The 16,929-nt window shown below is 40.8% G+C and carries 9 protein-coding genes and 1 rRNA gene; 9 read left to right on the top strand and 1 reads right to left on the bottom strand.

Annotated elements, in window-relative coordinates; translation table 11 throughout:
- Positions 1-19 precede the first annotated feature (19 nt).
- From AC1TO5_RS17945 to AC1TO5_RS17930, 4 genes are all read left to right on the top strand, one after another.
- Positions 20-1,180, top strand: coding sequence for a response regulator (locus AC1TO5_RS17945; RefSeq protein WP_482064213.1), 1,161 nt, complete (start codon positions 20-22; stop codon positions 1,178-1,180).
- A 366-nt stretch (positions 1,181-1,546) separates the two neighbouring features.
- Positions 1,547-3,529: an excinuclease ABC subunit UvrB gene (gene uvrB / locus AC1TO5_RS17940; RefSeq protein WP_482064212.1), complete on the top strand. Its 1,983-nt coding sequence runs from the start codon at positions 1,547-1,549 to the stop codon at positions 3,527-3,529.
- Between the two features lie 73 nt (positions 3,530-3,602).
- A complete protein-coding gene (uvrA, locus tag AC1TO5_RS17935; protein WP_482064211.1) occupies positions 3,603-6,464 on the top strand; it encodes an excinuclease ABC subunit UvrA in 2,862 nt (953 codons plus the stop codon).
- A gap of 213 nt (positions 6,465-6,677) precedes the next feature.
- Positions 6,678-6,902, top strand: a complete 225-nt coding sequence (locus AC1TO5_RS17930; protein ID WP_482064210.1) for a hypothetical protein — start codon at positions 6,678-6,680, stop codon at positions 6,900-6,902.
- 59 nt (positions 6,903-6,961) lie between these two features.
- On the opposite strand, the gene AC1TO5_RS17925 is transcribed toward AC1TO5_RS17930, so the two are convergent.
- Complete coding sequence (locus AC1TO5_RS17925; RefSeq protein WP_482064209.1) at positions 6,962-7,930, bottom strand: sugar phosphate isomerase/epimerase family protein; 969 nt, start codon at positions 7,928-7,930, stop codon at positions 6,962-6,964.
- Positions 7,931-8,314: 384 nt separating this feature from the next.
- On the opposite strand from AC1TO5_RS17925, the gene AC1TO5_RS17920 reads away from it, so the two are divergent.
- The 5 genes from AC1TO5_RS17920 to AC1TO5_RS17900 form a co-directional block, all read left to right on the top strand.
- On the top strand, positions 8,315-10,831 hold the full coding sequence (locus AC1TO5_RS17920) for a U32 family peptidase (protein WP_482064208.1): 2,517 nt from the start codon (positions 8,315-8,317) through the stop codon (positions 10,829-10,831).
- Positions 10,832-11,141: 310 nt separating this feature from the next.
- On the top strand, positions 11,142-11,855 hold the full coding sequence (gene pcrB / locus AC1TO5_RS17915; protein ID WP_482064207.1) for a heptaprenylglyceryl phosphate synthase: 714 nt from the start codon (positions 11,142-11,144) through the stop codon (positions 11,853-11,855).
- A gap of 26 nt (positions 11,856-11,881) precedes the next feature.
- Positions 11,882-14,215 (top strand): DNA helicase PcrA, encoded by a 2,334-nt coding sequence (gene pcrA / locus AC1TO5_RS17910; RefSeq protein ID WP_482064206.1) that lies wholly within the window; start codon positions 11,882-11,884, stop codon positions 14,213-14,215.
- Between the two features lie 112 nt (positions 14,216-14,327).
- The gene (ligA, locus tag AC1TO5_RS17905) at positions 14,328-16,334 is read left to right on the top strand and encodes an NAD-dependent DNA ligase LigA (protein ID WP_482064325.1); all 2,007 of its coding nucleotides are present in this window, start codon (positions 14,328-14,330) and stop codon (positions 16,332-16,334) included.
- A 523-nt stretch (positions 16,335-16,857) separates the two neighbouring features.
- A 16S ribosomal RNA gene (locus AC1TO5_RS17900) occupies positions 16,858-16,929 on the top strand; the annotation flags it as partial.

The following is a 16,929-nucleotide window of genomic DNA, read 5'->3' as shown; positions in this document are numbered from 1 at the left end:
AGAACTGGGGGTGCTTAGCTTGCAGCTACTATTAGTTGATGATGAAAAATTAGCTTTAATGCAGTTAGAACGGATGGTAAAAAGGGCATTCGCTGAGCGCGATGAACAAGACATTGTCATTCATAGCTTTCAGTTAGTAAGCGAAGCTATCCAATATGCCAAATCGAATAAGTTTGATGTTGTTTTTCTTGATATTAATATGCCAGAGATGTCAGGGCTTGAGGCAGCTGATTTACTGCAACAAATAAGACCAAGCATTGAAATTATATTTGTAACTGCATATGATGAATATGCTGTACAAGCATTCGAATTAAATGTGATGGATTATTTGTTAAAGCCGTTATCGATGCAACGTCTAGAGAAAACAATGGAGCGATTATATAGTAAGAAGGAAATTACTGTACCACAACGGGATATTACAAATACAACATATCGACAAAGCATCTACTGCATGAAGAAAATTCGATTTCAAGCGGCACATGGTGATATCGTCTATCCCAAATGGAGAACGGCAAAAGCACAAGAGTTATTTGCCTATTTGCTACACCGTCGTGGTGAATTTGTACCTAAATATAAAATTATGAATATGTTTTCTCCTGAGCTAGATAAGAAACGCGCGATGACGCAACTATATACCGTTGTCTATCAAATAAGAAAATGCTTGAAGGATTCGGGGATCGATGTGAAAATCGATAACGATAGTATTCAGGAAGGCTACTGTTTGCGCATAGACAATATTGATTTGGATGTTGAAGTATGGGAATCATTAGTTAACGAATTAGACGAAACGGATCCACACTATTATGAGAAGCTAGAATATTGTCTGGTGAAATATGATGGTGATTATATGGAAGATTATGATTATTTATGGGCTGAAAGCGAACGTGAACGGCTACGGCAGTTATGGGTCCATCATGCGAGGCAATTACTTCCGTATTTATATAACGAGAGCGAATGGGCAAAAGTATTGAAGCTAGGAGATCGTTTCAATCAGTTTAGTCCGTATGAATTCGAATATGGTGTCTATGTGCTTGAAGCATATCATCGACTAGGTCAGTATGATAAGCTTAAGCAATATTATGAGAAACAAGCGCAAGAAATGTGGGATGAATTAGATATGCCGTTACCTGATAAAATGGTGAAATGGTATGAAGATTGGACGAATAGCCGCAAGTGTTAAACCAATATTGGTTTAGTACTTGCGGCTGTGGCTGTTTGGGGGATATAATAAGAAAGGGAACATACATTCCCCTGTAGAGGATGCTCTAAATATCCGACTATGATCACAATGGTTCGCTTATTTCATAATCTACATCATTAACGATGATAGAAAAATTTAGAAATTATAACTTTAATCAGTAGTTGAACTACTTACATTTTGACTATACTAATAATATAAGTTCAACAAGCTTAATTTTGAACGACCTATTCAAATGAAAGTTCAACAAGTTCGCTTCATATTCGATGTCGAGTATGCTACGTTAGTATACTCATCGTTATCAAAGCCCGCTTTTTGAACGACCGCTAAATGTGGTGGGAGGAAATCATGTCACAATTTGAAATAGTATCGAACTATAGCCCTAGAGGAGATCAACCGCGAGCAATTGAACAATTAATTGAGGGTTTGCAGGAAGGTAAGCGACATCAGACATTACTAGGAGCAACAGGTACCGGTAAAACGTACACGATGGCTAATGTTATTGAACGTGTCAATCGTCCAACACTCGTTATTGCCCATAATAAAACACTTGCTGCGCAATTATGCAGTGAGTTCAAAACTTTCTTCCCTAACAATGCGGTTGAATATTTCGTAAGTTATTACGATTATTTTCAACCAGAAGCCTATATTCCATCTACAGATACATTTATTGAAAAAGATTCTAGCATTAATGATGAGATAGATAAGCTACGACATTCAGCAACAAGTTCGTTATTCGAACGTCGCGATGTCATTGTTGTAGCCAGTGTTTCTTGTATATACGGCTTAGGTTCACCAATAGAGTATGGCAGTATGGTTGTGTCATTGCGTGTTGGTATGGAAAAATCACGTAATGATATTCTTCGTGCTCTTGTTGACATTCAATATCAACGTAATGATATCAGTTTTACTCGTGGTACGTTTCGTGTTCGTGGTGATGTGGTTGAGATTTTCCCAGTTGCTAATAATGAACGCGCAATGCGCATTGAATTGTTTGGTGATGAGATTGAACGGATATGTGAGATGGATGTTCTTACGGGTGAAGTGTTAGGAGAACGTGAGCATATTGCGATATTCCCTGCTTCCCACTTCGTCACACAAGAAGAGACAATGAAGCGAGCGATTGTCAATATTGAGCAAGAGCTTGAAGAGCAACTAGCTAATTTCCGAGAACAAGGAAAATTACTGGAAGCGCAAAGATTAGAGCAACGAACTCGCTATGATCTTGAAATGATGGCTGAAATGGGTTTTTGCTCCGGTATTGAGAACTATTCAGGTCCACTGACATTTCGCGAGCGGGGGGCAACGCCCTATACACTATTCGATTATTTTCCAGATGATATGCTCGTTGTTATTGATGAATCGCATGTATCGCTACCACAGATTAGGGCGATGTTTAATGGCGATAAAGCAAGGAAAGAAATGTTGATTAATCATGGCTTCCGCTTACCTTCAGCATTGGATAACCGTCCACTGCGCTTTGAGGAGTTTGAAGGGAAAACGAATCAATTAGTTTATGTTTCAGCAACGCCTGGTCCATATGAGATGGAACATTGTCCGACAATGGTTGAACAAATTATTCGTCCAACAGGTTTGCTTGATCCAGTCATTGAAGTGAGACCGTCAAAAGGTCAGATCGATGATCTACTTCATGAAATTCATTTGCGTATTGCTAGAAATGAGCGTGTGCTCGTTACGACATTAACGAAGAAAATGTCAGAGGATTTAACGGATTATATGAAGGATATAGGTCTTAAAGTTCGTTATCTGCATTCTGAGATCAAAACATTAGAGAGAATCGCAATTCTTCGTGATCTACGGCTTGGCGTATTCGATGTGTTAATTGGAATTAACTTACTAAGAGAAGGGCTTGATCTACCCGAAGTAAGCTTAGTAGCTATTCTCGATGCTGACAAAGAAGGATTTTTACGTTCTGAGCGCTCACTTATTCAGACGATTGGTAGAGCAGCACGTAATAGTGAGGGCTTTGTTATTATGTATGGAGATAAGATTACGAATTCTATGGATCTTGCATTGAATGAGACATCTCGTCGTCGCGATATACAGATTGCACATAATGAAGCGAATGGTATAGTGCCTCAGACGATCCAAAAAGATATTCAAGGTGTTATTGAAGCGACGAAAGTTGCAGAATCTAAGGCGGATTATTTAACAGATGCAGCGAATAAGAAACTTACGAAGAAGGAATTGGCAACAGTTATTCAAAGGCTGGAAGTGGAAATGAAAGATGCAGCGAAAAACCTGCAGTTCGAACGTGCGGCAGAGCTGAGGGATGCGTTGTTGGAACTAAAAGCAGAACAACTAGGATAGGGAACTCTAGTTATCCAACTGTGATCACGATGCAAATTTTCATATAGTATGAAAAGTTTTAGGGGGAAATGATGTGGCAATTGACAAAATCGTCGTAAAAGGTGCTCGCGCACATAATTTGAAGAACATTGATGTAACGATTCCTCGAGATAAGTTTGTAGTATTGACTGGTCTAAGTGGATCAGGGAAATCTTCACTCGCATTCGATACGATCTATGCAGAAGGCCAACGTCGCTATGTTGAGTCATTAAGTTCCTACGCAAGACAATTTCTTGGACAGATGGATAAGCCCGATGTTGACTCGATTGAAGGTTTATCTCCTGCAATTTCGATCGATCAGAAGACAACTAGTCGCAACCCACGTTCTACAGTTGGAACGGTAACTGAAATTTATGATTATTTGCGACTATTATTTGCTCGCATCGGCAAACCGCATTGTCCAACGCATGGTATTGAAATTACTGCTCAGACGGTTGAGCAAATGGTCGATCGTATTATGGAGTTTGAGGAACGTACTCGCTTGCAAATATTGGCGCCTATCGTTTCAGGTAGAAAGGGCGAGCATACGAAGCTGCTGGCTGATATGCAAAAGCAAGGTTATGTACGCGTAAGAGTAGATGGTGAAATTAGAGAGCTTACTGAAACAATTGAGCTTGATAAAAATAAGAAGCATAGTATCGAAGTTGTTATTGATCGGATTGTCGTCAAAGCAGATGTCGAATCAAGACTTGCTGATTCATTAGAAACAGCACTTAATCTTGGCGAAGGTAGAGTGCTAGTAGATGTGATGGATCAAGAGGAATTGCTATTTAGTTCTAACTTAGCTTGTCCTGAATGTGGCTTTAGCATTGAAGAGCTTGCTCCACGTATGTTCTCCTTCAACAGTCCTTATGGAGCTTGTCCTGAATGTGACGGACTAGGCTCAAAAATGATTGTGGATCCTGAGCTACTCATACCTGATTTTTCAAAGTCAATCGCAGAAGGAGCATTTCTAGCATGGGCGGGGAGTACTTCTAATTACTACCCACAATTTTTGAAGTCAGTTTCAGAACATTATAATATTCCACAGGATGTACCGGTAAGTGAGCTCAATAGTGAACAGATGAAGAAATTACTTTATGGAACGAATGGAGAAAAAGTTCGTTTTCTATATGAAAATGATTTCGGAGCTAGAAAAGAAGCATTTGTTCCCTTTGAAGGAGTCGTTCATAACCTTGAACGTCGCTATCGTGATACGGCATCGGAGATGATGCGTGAACATATTGCGGGGTATATGAGTGCTAAGCCGTGTAATTCCTGTAAAGGACAGCGTCTGCGCAAGGAGACATTAGCTGTAACGATTGATAATGTCAATATCGCCCATGTAACGAGCTTATCGATTGGAGATGCGGAGCAATACTTCGCACAGCTACAATTAACAGATAAGGAATTTATAATAGCTAGTCTAATATTGAAGGAGTTAACGAATAGATTAGGTTTCCTCGTTAATGTCGGGCTTAATTATCTTTCACTTGGCCGTGCAGCAGGTACATTATCTGGTGGCGAAGCACAGCGTATTCGTTTGGCGACGCAAATCGGCTCTAGTCTCATGGGTGTATTATATATTCTCGATGAGCCAAGTATTGGTCTACATCAACGAGATAATGATCGCCTCATTGAAACATTAATTCATATGAGAGATCTAGGTAATACGTTGATCGTTGTTGAGCATGATGAAGATACGATGCTGGCGGCAGATTATATTATTGATATTGGTCCAGGAGCGGGTATTCATGGTGGGCAAATTATTGCTCAAGGTACACCAGCTGAAATTATGGCTGACGATAATTCTATTACGGGCCGTTATTTAAGTGGTAAAGATTTTATAGAAGTACCAATGGAGCGCAGAGCAACAAGTGATCGCTGGATTGAAGTTGTCGGAGCAAAGCAAAATAATTTGCGTAATATTACGGTTAAAATTCCATTAGGAATATTTGCGGCGGTTACGGGAGTATCAGGCTCAGGTAAATCAACGTTTGTGAATGAAATTCTTTATAAAGTACTTGCCCGTGATCTGAATCGCGCGAAAACGCGGCCAGGCGAACATAAAGAGGTTCGTGGTCTAGAGCATATCGAAAAAGTTGTTGAAATAGATCAATCGCCAATTGGGCGAACACCACGCTCTAATCCTGCAACTTATACAGGAGTTTTTGATGATATTCGGGATTTATATGCATCGACGAATGAAGCGAAAGTGCGTGGCTATAAGAAGGGTCGGTTCAGTTTCAATGTGAAGGGCGGTCGCTGTGAAGCTTGTCGTGGCGATGGTATTATCAAAATCGAAATGCATTTCTTGCCAGATGTATACGTTCCGTGCGAGATTTGTAAAGGTAAACGTTATAATCGTGAAACGCTTGAAGTGAAGTATAAAGGGAAAAGTATTGCTGAAGTACTTGGTATGACGATCGAGGATGGTTGTGCGTTCTTTGAAAACATTCCGCGAATTCAACGTAAATTAGTTACTTTGTTTGATGTTGGATTGGGATATATGAAGCTTGGTCAACCTGCGACAACACTTTCTGGTGGTGAAGCACAGCGTGTGAAGCTAGCCGCTGAATTGTATCGTAGAAGTACAGGCAAAACATTATATATTCTTGATGAGCCGACAACGGGATTACATGCACATGATATTGCGCGATTATTGGATGTATTGCATCGTCTAGTTGATTCAGGAGAATCTGTGCTAGTTATTGAGCATAATCTTGATGTCATTAAGACGGCAGATTATATTATTGATCTTGGTCCTGAGGGTGGTAATGGCGGTGGTATGATCGTTGCAACAGGCACACCTGAAAAAGTTGTGCAGGTGAAAGAATCCTACACAGGCAAATATCTTGCACCAATTCTTGAACGTGACCGACTTCGCTCACAGCAAAGGCTTGTTAGTCAAAAGTAATAGAAAGTGCTATGCAGGGATAAGATATGTAAGATCAGCTATGATGGGATGCGCTAAATAAGATTAATCCATCATAGCTTACATAATTCAGCTCTAATTGTGAACATTACGTGACAATGCCCCCAACATTTACTATTCACACTTGCTTGTTGGCGGCATACGAGATACGATATATAAATAATAGGACAGCTGTGAATAAAGGGGGTATTCTTCATGTTTTTGGCAACAGAAGTAACAGAAGAGGTAACAAAAGTAGCGATAATTGATCCATTTGATTGGTTCATGCTAGCATTTACAATAGTTATTGGAATTGGGTTTATTCGTTTGCTTAAAGAGAAGAAAAAGAATAAATTTGCCTTAGGTTTTGCAGTTGTTGCTTTAGCGGTATTCCTATTGATTGATGTTATTATGATTTCTCAATGGATAGCTAAGGTTTGATGAAAAAAAGTTCCACCGTTATCGGTGGAACTTTTTTTCATGATCTATAGATGTAAGAATTATACCCACCACATGTCGCCTAGCGGCTCGCGGATAAGTACTTGCTGTAGATTTTCTACTGCTTTTGAGAATCCTTCTTCAACGGACATCAAGCCATCTTCATGCTCGATACTAACAACGTAGTCATAACCTACTAGACGTAGAGCACTCATAATGTCAGCCCAAGTTTTCAGATCATGTCCGAAACCTACGCTGCGGAATTGCCAAGCGCGATCTAGCATATTGGCATAGCTTTGCATATCAGTTAGACCATAACGGTTAACGTTAACAGGATCAATAGTTGTATCTTTGGCATGGAAGTGATGAATGGCACCTTCACGTCCAAGAATATGAATCGCTTGAACAGGGTCAATACCTTGCCACCACATATGGCTTGGATCAAGGTTAGCGCCGATTGCTTTACCAGTTGCTTCACGTAGACGAAGCATTGTTGCAGGGCTATGAACAGAGAAGCCGCCATGTAATTCAAGACCGATATTAACACCAGCGTCAGTAGCTACATTGTTAATGTCAGACCAATAAGGAATAACCTTTTGCTCCCATTGCCATGTTAATATCTCTTGGAAGTCATTTGGCCAAGGAGCTACAGGCCAGTTTGGATATTTTGCATCTTCATGGTCACCAGGGCAGCCAGAGAACGTATTTACAACGGGAACTTCAAGACGATTAGCAAGCTCGATTGTTTTACGAATGACCGCATCATCTGCTTGCGCAAGATGTTTTTGCGGGTGAAGTGGATTGGAATGACAGCTAAGTGCACTAATCATTAGTCCGCGAGATTCCACCGCTTGTTTAAACGCTTTCAATTTTCCAGCATCAGCAAGCAATACATCTGGATCACAATGTGCGTTGCCAGGATAACCGCCTGTACCAATTTCAATAGCATCAAGCCCTTTTGCTGCAATATAATCTAAAGCTTCTTCAAATGGTTTTTGCGAGAATAATACCGCGAATACGCCTAATTTCATCTAAAATAACCTCCTAAAATTTTTCGTGGGCATCTTGTTGTACTTCTCGTAAATGAACAATCACTTCGGAAGTATTAACTAATTATGGTTGAAATTTTTTATGATGTGAATCATAAAGACTATACTACTATAATGCCTTTAATAGAAGGTAACTTCAAGTGTAATGACAAAATCACATAATAAGTAGACAAATACGTTATAAAGCTTACTTTTTGAATTATCTATTAAAGTGAATATGCCAGTAATGTCTTGTGGAATAAATGGCTAAGCTTTGTTACACTATTAACTAGAAAAAAGATAGATTGGACTAATGCCACTTTTATCATATATCGCATCAAAGATCATCGTAATCCATGAGATTACGATAATGAGAGGACTATAAATATGACTTTAACACGATCGGATATTGAACTATTAGCGCCTGCTGGAGATTGGGATTGTATGCGTGCTGCCGTTGCTAACGGCGCAGATGCGATTTTTTTCGGGGTGGAGAAATTTAATGCACGTGCACGTGCCAACAACTTTAGAAGTGAAGAACTTCCAGAAATTATGTCCTTCTTGCATACGTACGGGGTGAAGGGCTTTTTGACTTTCAATATACTTGTATTTGAAGATGAATTAAGAGATGCTCAAAGCTTAATCGAAATGTGTATCGATGCAGGTGTAGATGCTGTTATTGTACAAGATCTAGGTCTTGTTAAGCTCATTCGTGAGCTTTCACCTGATTTCCCAATTCATGGTTCAACACAGATGACCATTACATCACCTGAAGCAGTGGAATTTACGAAACCATTCGATTTGGAACGTGTTGTACTTGGTCGCGAAAATAATTTGAAACAAATTAAAACAATCGGTCAACAAGCGAAGCTACCAATGGAAGTATTCGTCCATGGCGCACTATGTGTATCTTATTCGGGACAATGCTTAACATCTGAAATGTGGGGCGGTCGTTCTGCCAATCGTGGTGAATGTGCGCAAGCTTGTCGTTTGCCCTATGATCTTATCGTTGATGGCGAACAAAAACCAATGGGAGCTGTAGCTTACCTATTATCTCCGAAAGATTTGGCAGCGATCGAAATTGTCCCTGAGTTAATTGAAGCAGGAGTAACTTCTTTCAAAATAGAAGGTCGTTTGAAAACACCTGAGTATGTAGCAAACGTAGTAAGTAAATATCGCAAAGCGATTGATAAATATTTCGATGGAGATTCCTCCAAACCATCCAAAGAAGAAGTTCGTGAGTTACAACAAAGTTTCTCTCGTGGATTTACGCATGGTTTCCTAGATGGTACGAATAATAAGGAACTAGTTGATGGTACTTTCCCGAAAAGTCGTGGTGTATACCTTGGTAAAGTAGAACGCGTCATGCGTGATGCAGTAACCCTTCGTCTTGAAGCTCCACTTAAGCGTGGCGATGGTGTAGTATTTGATGCTGGAGATCCGACGCAGAAAGAAGAAGGCGGACGTGTATATGATGTCCGTCGTCAAGGTGTGAAGTTAGAAGAAGAAGCGCCGGAAGGTATTCTTATTGAGCTTGTACCTGGTCGTAATGATGTAGATTTACGCAAGGTTCATGTAGGCGATCGCGTTTGGAAAACGAATGACCCTGCACTTGATAGAGCGCTACGTGCTTCATTTGAAACGGATAAGCCTTATCGTGTATTCCCGCTTCATGTTAAAGTAACGGGGGCAGTCGGCGAACCACTACGCACGTGGTGGACAGATGTAGAAAAAGGAACGACTGTAGAAATTGCTTCTGAGCTATTGCTTGAGGAAGCAATGAAACGTCCGATGGATGCTGCACTACTAGAGGAACAGCTAGGGCGTCTAGGTGGTACGGTATATCAGCTCGATCAATTAGAAGTGTTACTGCAAGGTGATCTTATTATTCCGATGCGTGAACTGAATCGTTTGCGTCGTGAAGCTGTAGAGCAATTGGCAGGAGAACGTCCGAAGCCGCCTATCTATATTAAACGTGAAGTGAATGCGCAAGATGATGCATTCGATAATAAAAATCAGTCTAAACCAATGAGTAATGGTCGTGATGCGAAGCTAACTGCATTATGCCGCACATTGGAGCAGGTCGAAGGTGCAATTGCTGCTGATGTAGATTTCATTTATGCTGATTTTGAATTTATTAAGCAGTTCCCAGCAGCGATAGAGTTAGCTCGCAATGCTGGCAAGAAAATCGCATTAGCAACGCCTCGTATTCATATGCCGAACGAGAACGGCTATCATGCGAATATATTGAAGCTAAAGCCAGATGCGGTGCTTGTCCGTAATACAGGTGCGCTATATTATTATTTGCGCGCTAAAATGGCCAATCCAGATGTACCTTTCCCGAAATTGATCGGTGACTTCTCGTTAAATATTGCCAATCATAAAGCAGTTAATCTATTCCTTGAAAGTGGACTAGATGCAGTAACGCCGTCGTATGATTTGAATATTCAACAAATGGTTGATCTGTTGGAGCGTTCCAATACGAGTCAGATTGAAGTCGTTATCCATCAGCATTTGCCGATGTTCCATACGGAGCACTGTGTATATTGTACGTTCTTAAGTGAAGGAACAGACTTTACGAACTGTGGTCGCCCTTGTGAAACATCAAGAGCATCACTACAAGATCGTATTGGTATGAGTCATCCTGTTCGAGTGGATGAAGGCTGTCGTAATACGGTATACAATGCAGTTGAACAATCTGGTGCAGAATATTTGAAAAACTTTATTGAACTGGGCGTAGAGCAATATCGCGTAGAGTTCTTGGAAGAAGATGCGGATAAGGTGCAAGAGGTAATACAATTGTATCGCGATGCACTTGATGGCAAGATTACGGGCACGCAAGTATGGAGAGGTTTGAAGGCGACGAATCAGCTGGGGGTAACTCGTGGCTCACTTGTGAAGTAACGGATCGCTTGTGATCCCGAAGTAACATTCATAGTAGTGACATATATAATCAACTTAGGGATATGGTCAAGTCGTGTGTGAGGACTTGACCTTTTCTGTAGCATGCTTAGCTTATACTTTCAAAGTAACTGTTTGCTACTAGGCAGCTTTTCGTAAAGTTAACAAAGGTTATACTAATGCTTTCGAAGCTACTTTTCATTTACGAGTAGAGTACCAAGTAGATAATGAAAAGTTAGGTGTATGCTTACGAAGTAACTTTTTTACTAGGAAGCTTTACATGAAGTCGACAAAAAGTTTTAGGAGGGGAAATGTGGATATTGAATGGTTTTCACAGTGGGAGCATGTTTTTAAGCTTGACCCTGATCGTGCATTAAGCGATGAACAGTTGGAGCTTATTTGTATGTCGGGCACAGATGCGATTATTGTTGGTGGCTCAAGTGGTGTTACTTACGAAAATACGGTAGACTTATTATCTCGCATACGGCGTTACAGTGTGGATTGCGTACTAGAAGTGTCGACGATGGATGGAGCTGTTCCTGGCTTTGACGGCTATTTTGTGCCGTTTGTGCTCAATACGAAGCGAGCGGACTATTTGATGTTGAATCAATTGGAAGGTTTGCAGACGTACGGACATTTTGTACCTTGGCAGATGACAGCTGCTTCTGGATATATTGTGCTCAATGAAGATAGTACTGCCGCTCAAGTATCTGGTGCAGACGCATCCTTATCCACGCAAGAGGTACTTCCTTATGTTTGGATGGCTGATCGCTTGTTACGTTTGCCTCTCCTTTACATCGAATATAGCGGTACATTTGGCGAAATGAGCTTATTAAGACGGATTGCTTCGGAAGTAGAACAAGCGCGATTGTTCTATGGTGGCGGGATAGATGGTGCGGAGCGTGCTAGTAAGGCAGCCCAATATGCGCATACTGTAGTTGTAGGCAATATTGTATATAGTAATATAGAAGCAGCATTAACAACGGTACAAGCAGTTAAATCGATAAAGTCGGCGCAATTATTATAAATTAAAAGTTTAAAGGAGTGGGATAGATGTTTAGTTCGTTTAGTATCGAAGATGCGGTGCAGAAGCTGAATGCTCCGCAACGAGAAGCAGTGAAAGCGACAGAAGGTCCATTGCTTATTATGGCAGGAGCAGGTAGTGGGAAGACTAGAGTTTTAACGCATCGTATCGCCTATCTCATTGAGAAGAATAGAGTTGCTCCTTGGAGTATATTAGCCATTACATTTACGAATAAAGCGGCAAGAGAAATGCAGGAGCGGGTTAGCTCATTAGTTGGAGCATCGGGACGTGATATTTGGGTATCCACCTTCCACTCGATGTGCGTCCGTATTTTGCGAAAGGATATTGATCGAATTGGATTTTCTTCGAACTTCTCGATTCTCGATTCCGCCGATCAATTATCTGTTATTCGTAGCTGTATGAAGGAAGAAAATATCGATGTGAAGAAGGTTGAGCCGAAGTCTGTACAAGCGGCAATAAGCTCAGCGAAAAATGAACTTATTTCTACTGAAGCCTATGAAAACAAGGCAGGAGATTACTTCCAAAACATCGTTTCCAAAATATATAAGATGTATCAGAAGCGGTTAAAGAGCAATAACTCGTTAGATTTCGATGATCTTATCATGAAAACTATTACGTTATTTAAGGAAGAGCCTGAAGCATTGAAGTTCTACCAGAATAAATTCCGCTATATTCATGTCGATGAGTATCAAGATACGAACCGCGCACAATATATGTTATGTCGTATGCTTGCGGATCAGCATCATAATATTTGCGTTGTAGGTGATAGCGATCAGTCGATCTATCGTTGGCGCGGTGCTGATATTTCGAATATTTTGAACTTTGAAGATGATTACCCCGAAGCTAAAACGATTATGCTAGAGCAAAATTATCGTTCTTCTGCCAATATTCTTAATGCAGCCAATGCTGTTATTGCACTCAATAGTGGACGTAAAGCGAAAAACCTATGGACGGATCAAGGTGAAGGTAATAAAATCTCCGTCTATTTTGCCGAAAGTGATCGTGAGGAAGGGTACTTCGTCACCGGAGTCATTCAGAAAAATATGGCTAGCGCTCGTAAATATAGTGATCATGCGATTCTTTATCGTACGAATGCGCAATCGCGTTTAATAGAGGAAACATTAATTAAGTCGGAAATTCCTTATGAAATCGTAGGCGGCGTTAAGTTCTACGATCGTAAAGAAATTAAAGACATCTTGGGATATCTCCGTCTAATTTCTAATCCGGATGATGATATTAGTCTTGTGCGTATCATTAATGTACCGAAGCGTGGTATTGGTGATACAACGGTTGCTAAGCTTGCCGCTGCAGCAGCTGCCCAAGGGACATCCATTTATAAAGTGTTAAGTAATGTTGATCTTGTCGATGTTAAAGGGAAAACGAGAGAACAGCTTATTTCCTTCTATAATATGATATCTAAGCTAAGTGCTGCTGTTGATGAGCTCACTGTAACGGAATTAACGGAAAAAGTTCTCGAAATGTCCGAGTATAAATTAGAGCTGCAACGTGAAAATACAATTGAGTCTACGACCCGAGTCGAAAACATTGAAGAGTTCTTATCTGTAACGATGGATTTTGAACAACGTAATGATGATCGTACACTGGTCTCGTTTCTTACCGATCTTGCTTTGATTGCAGATATTGATTCGATGAACGATGATGAAGAAGAGAAAGAGAAGTCACAAGATACCGTTATTCTAATGACGATGCATAGCGCCAAAGGATTGGAGTTCCCTGTCGTATTTATTGTAGGTATGGAAGAAACGGTATTTCCGCATTCTCGCGCCTTAACAGATAATGAGGAGTTAGAGGAAGAACGTAGACTTGCTTATGTAGGTATTACTCGTGCGGAAGAGCAGTTATACCTGTCTTCAGCTAAGATGAGAACATTGTTTGGTCGAACAGCATTTAATATGCCTTCGCGATTTTTGAAGGAAATTCCCGAAGAGGTACGTGAGATTGTATCACCTAATGGTGGGAATACTCGTAGTATTGGCGGCGGATATAATAGTGGAGCTCGTACGAGCGCAGGTTCACAGCAATCGGGCTTTGGTTATGGTAGCTCTCGTAGCCAAGGTATAAGTAGTTCGACTGGCGGTAGAAGCACTGTAACGGTAACGTCTGGGCTAGAAGCAGCGAAAAAGGCGGCTTCATCGCAGTCTAGTGAGGGTGGTCCAGTTAGCTATAAGTCTGGTGATCGAGTTGCTCATGGTAAATGGGGCGAAGGTACGGTTGTGTCGGTGAAGGGGAAAGATAACGATATGGAGCTGCAAATCGCTTTTCCTGCACCGGTAGGTATTAAGAAGTTGCTAGCCAGCTTTGCGCCCATTAAGAAAGTATAAAGCAGCATCATATTCATATAGTAAGGAGATGGTATTGCCTATGCGCGATAACCATCTTCTTACGATAAGGAAGCATTCTGATTGCGAATTTGGAGGGGTATATATGTCGATGATACAAGCTCAGAAGCGAATGGAGCTTATAATTGAGACATTGAATAAGCTCAATTATAGTTATTATACGTTGGATGCACCGACAGTAAGTGATGCGGAGTACGATAAGCTATATGATGAATTAGTTGCATTGGAGCAACAGGCAGGAGAGAAGCTGCCGCATTCGCCGACACAGCGCGTGGGTGGAGAAATTTTGTCTGGATTTGAACAGCATAAGCATTTAGCGAAATTATGGAGTTTAGATAAAGCGCAAAATCTTGAGCAACTTCATGCATGGGAGACGAAAATGAAGCGGGCTATTGCTGATTATAATGCCAAAAATCCGGAACAACAGTTACCCGAGCCATCCTATGTCATGGAATTAAAATTCGATGGGCTCTCACTGAACCTTACTTATGATGAAGGAATGCTTGTTCAAGCTTCTACGCGTGGTAATGGAGCGGTAGGTGAAGTGATTCTTGCGCAGGTGAAAACAATTCGCTCGATTCCGCTATCGATACCTTTCACTAACGGCATTATTGAAGTACAGGGTGAAGGGATTATGGCATTATCAAGCTTGGAGAAATACAATGAAACGGCGATTGAACCATTGAAAAATGCGCGTAATGCGGCTGCGGGTGCATTGCGTAATTTGAACCCGGCTGTTACGGCTGAGCGTAACCTAGATGCATACATATATAATATTGGCTATGCAGAAGGGGTTTCCTTTGAGAACCATCGTCAATTACAGCAGTTTATGCAAGAGAATCATTTCAAAGTTAATCCTTATGTATACTATGCATCCGAACTGCGTGAATTAGAGCAAGAGTTAGTTGATCTTGCAGAGCGTCGGAACACACTAGATTTCTTAATTGATGGTGCTGTTATTAAACTGACGGATATGCGTACCCGTGAAGCTCTTGGTTATACGGATAAATTTCCACGCTGGGCAGTAGCTTTCAAATTTGAAGCAGAGGAAGCGGAAACCTCTCTACTATCTGTTTCATGGGAAGTTGGACGTACCGGTAAAATAACACCCGTTGCTAAAGTAGAAGCAGTTGAACTGGCTGGCGTAACGGTACAAAACTGTACATTGAACAATATGGGCGATATCGAGCGGAAAAATCTCAAGCATGCATTAGGTACGCTTGTAGCTATACGCCGCTCTAATGACGTGATTCCTGAAATACTAGGTAAAGTAGGTGAGGAGCAAGGTGAGGAGATCATCTTCCCAACAGCTTGCCCTGCATGTGAATCTTTGCTAGAGCAGCGCGGTGCCCATCTATTTTGTAATAATAAATTAGGGTGTCCGCCACAATTAATCGGTCGCATTACTCATTTTGCCTCGCGTGATGCAATGGATATCGAATCGCTCAGTATTATGACTGCGGAGCAGTTATATATAGATTGCAATGTGAAAGATCCTGCTGATCTGTATCGATTAGCATTCGATGATCTTATCTCATTAGAACGTTTTGGCGAGAAGAAGGCGAATAATCTACTTGAAGCGATTGAAAAATCGAAAGAGCGAGAGCTAGCGTCATTTTTGTACGCACTTGGTATATCCAATACAGGGAAAGCAACTGCCAAAACATTGGCTGAGCATTATCGCAATCTTGAAGCAGTCATGAACGCCACTGTAGATGAGTTAATCCAATTGCAAGACGTCGGTGCAATCGTAGCTGAAAGTATCGTTAGCTTCTTTCAAGATGAAACAGCAAGGCAAAGCATTCTATCCATGATTGCAGCGGGCGTAAAAGCTGAGATGGAGGAATCTGTTACGGTAGCTTCAGAGGATAACCCATTCTTCGGCAAGACGGTCGTCATTACAGGTGCTTTTCCAACGTTAAGTCGTGATGAACTATCTAAGCGTCTTGAAGCATGTGGTGCTAAGGTGACAGGTAGTGTCTCCAAAAAGACCGATATCGTTATTGCTGGAGAAAAAGCGGGTAGTAAACTTACGAAGGCGCAAGATCTAGGTATTCAAATTATTGACGATGAAGCAGTAGTATTAGAGATGTTAATGTAGTAGTCACGAGTAATAATGAATAGGGAAGCCAGTGGGGAACGGAGATAATATGCTCTATTCTCACTGGCTCTTTCTATATAAAAGCTCATCACAACACCATACAAGCTATTTTACAAAACAAATTCAAATATAATTAAATCAAGATGTAGGGAATTGTTATTCATATTAATAGCATCTTATACTGTTGCTTGTGTATAGCTAGTAATAAGACCATATAAAAAATACGAAATAGTAAAAAATACTTGTTGTAATGTGTTGGAGCGCATGGTATATTATTTCTTGTCGCTTCGGACTGCGTGTCAAAAACGCTTTGAAAACTAAAATTGAAAAGCGCTTGACTTACTTTGAAGAAGATGATAACATAATATCTTGTTACCGCAATGGTAACAGAAAGTTCTTTGAAAACTGAACAAATGGAACACGTCAAATATAACTCGTTTAACGAGTAAAGAACTGTCATCGAATCATTTCACCCCGTGAAGTGATTCGATAAAAGCGAAACAAATTGAGCAAGTCAAACACCTTAATGGAGAGTTTGATCCTGGCTCAGGACGAACGCTGGCGGCGTGCCTAATACATGCAAGTCGAGCGGAGT

Source organism: Paenibacillus sp. Y930 (assembly GCF_056786375.1).
Note: the sequence above shows the minus strand (reverse complement) of the source record. Positions and strands in the feature narration are given on the sequence as shown.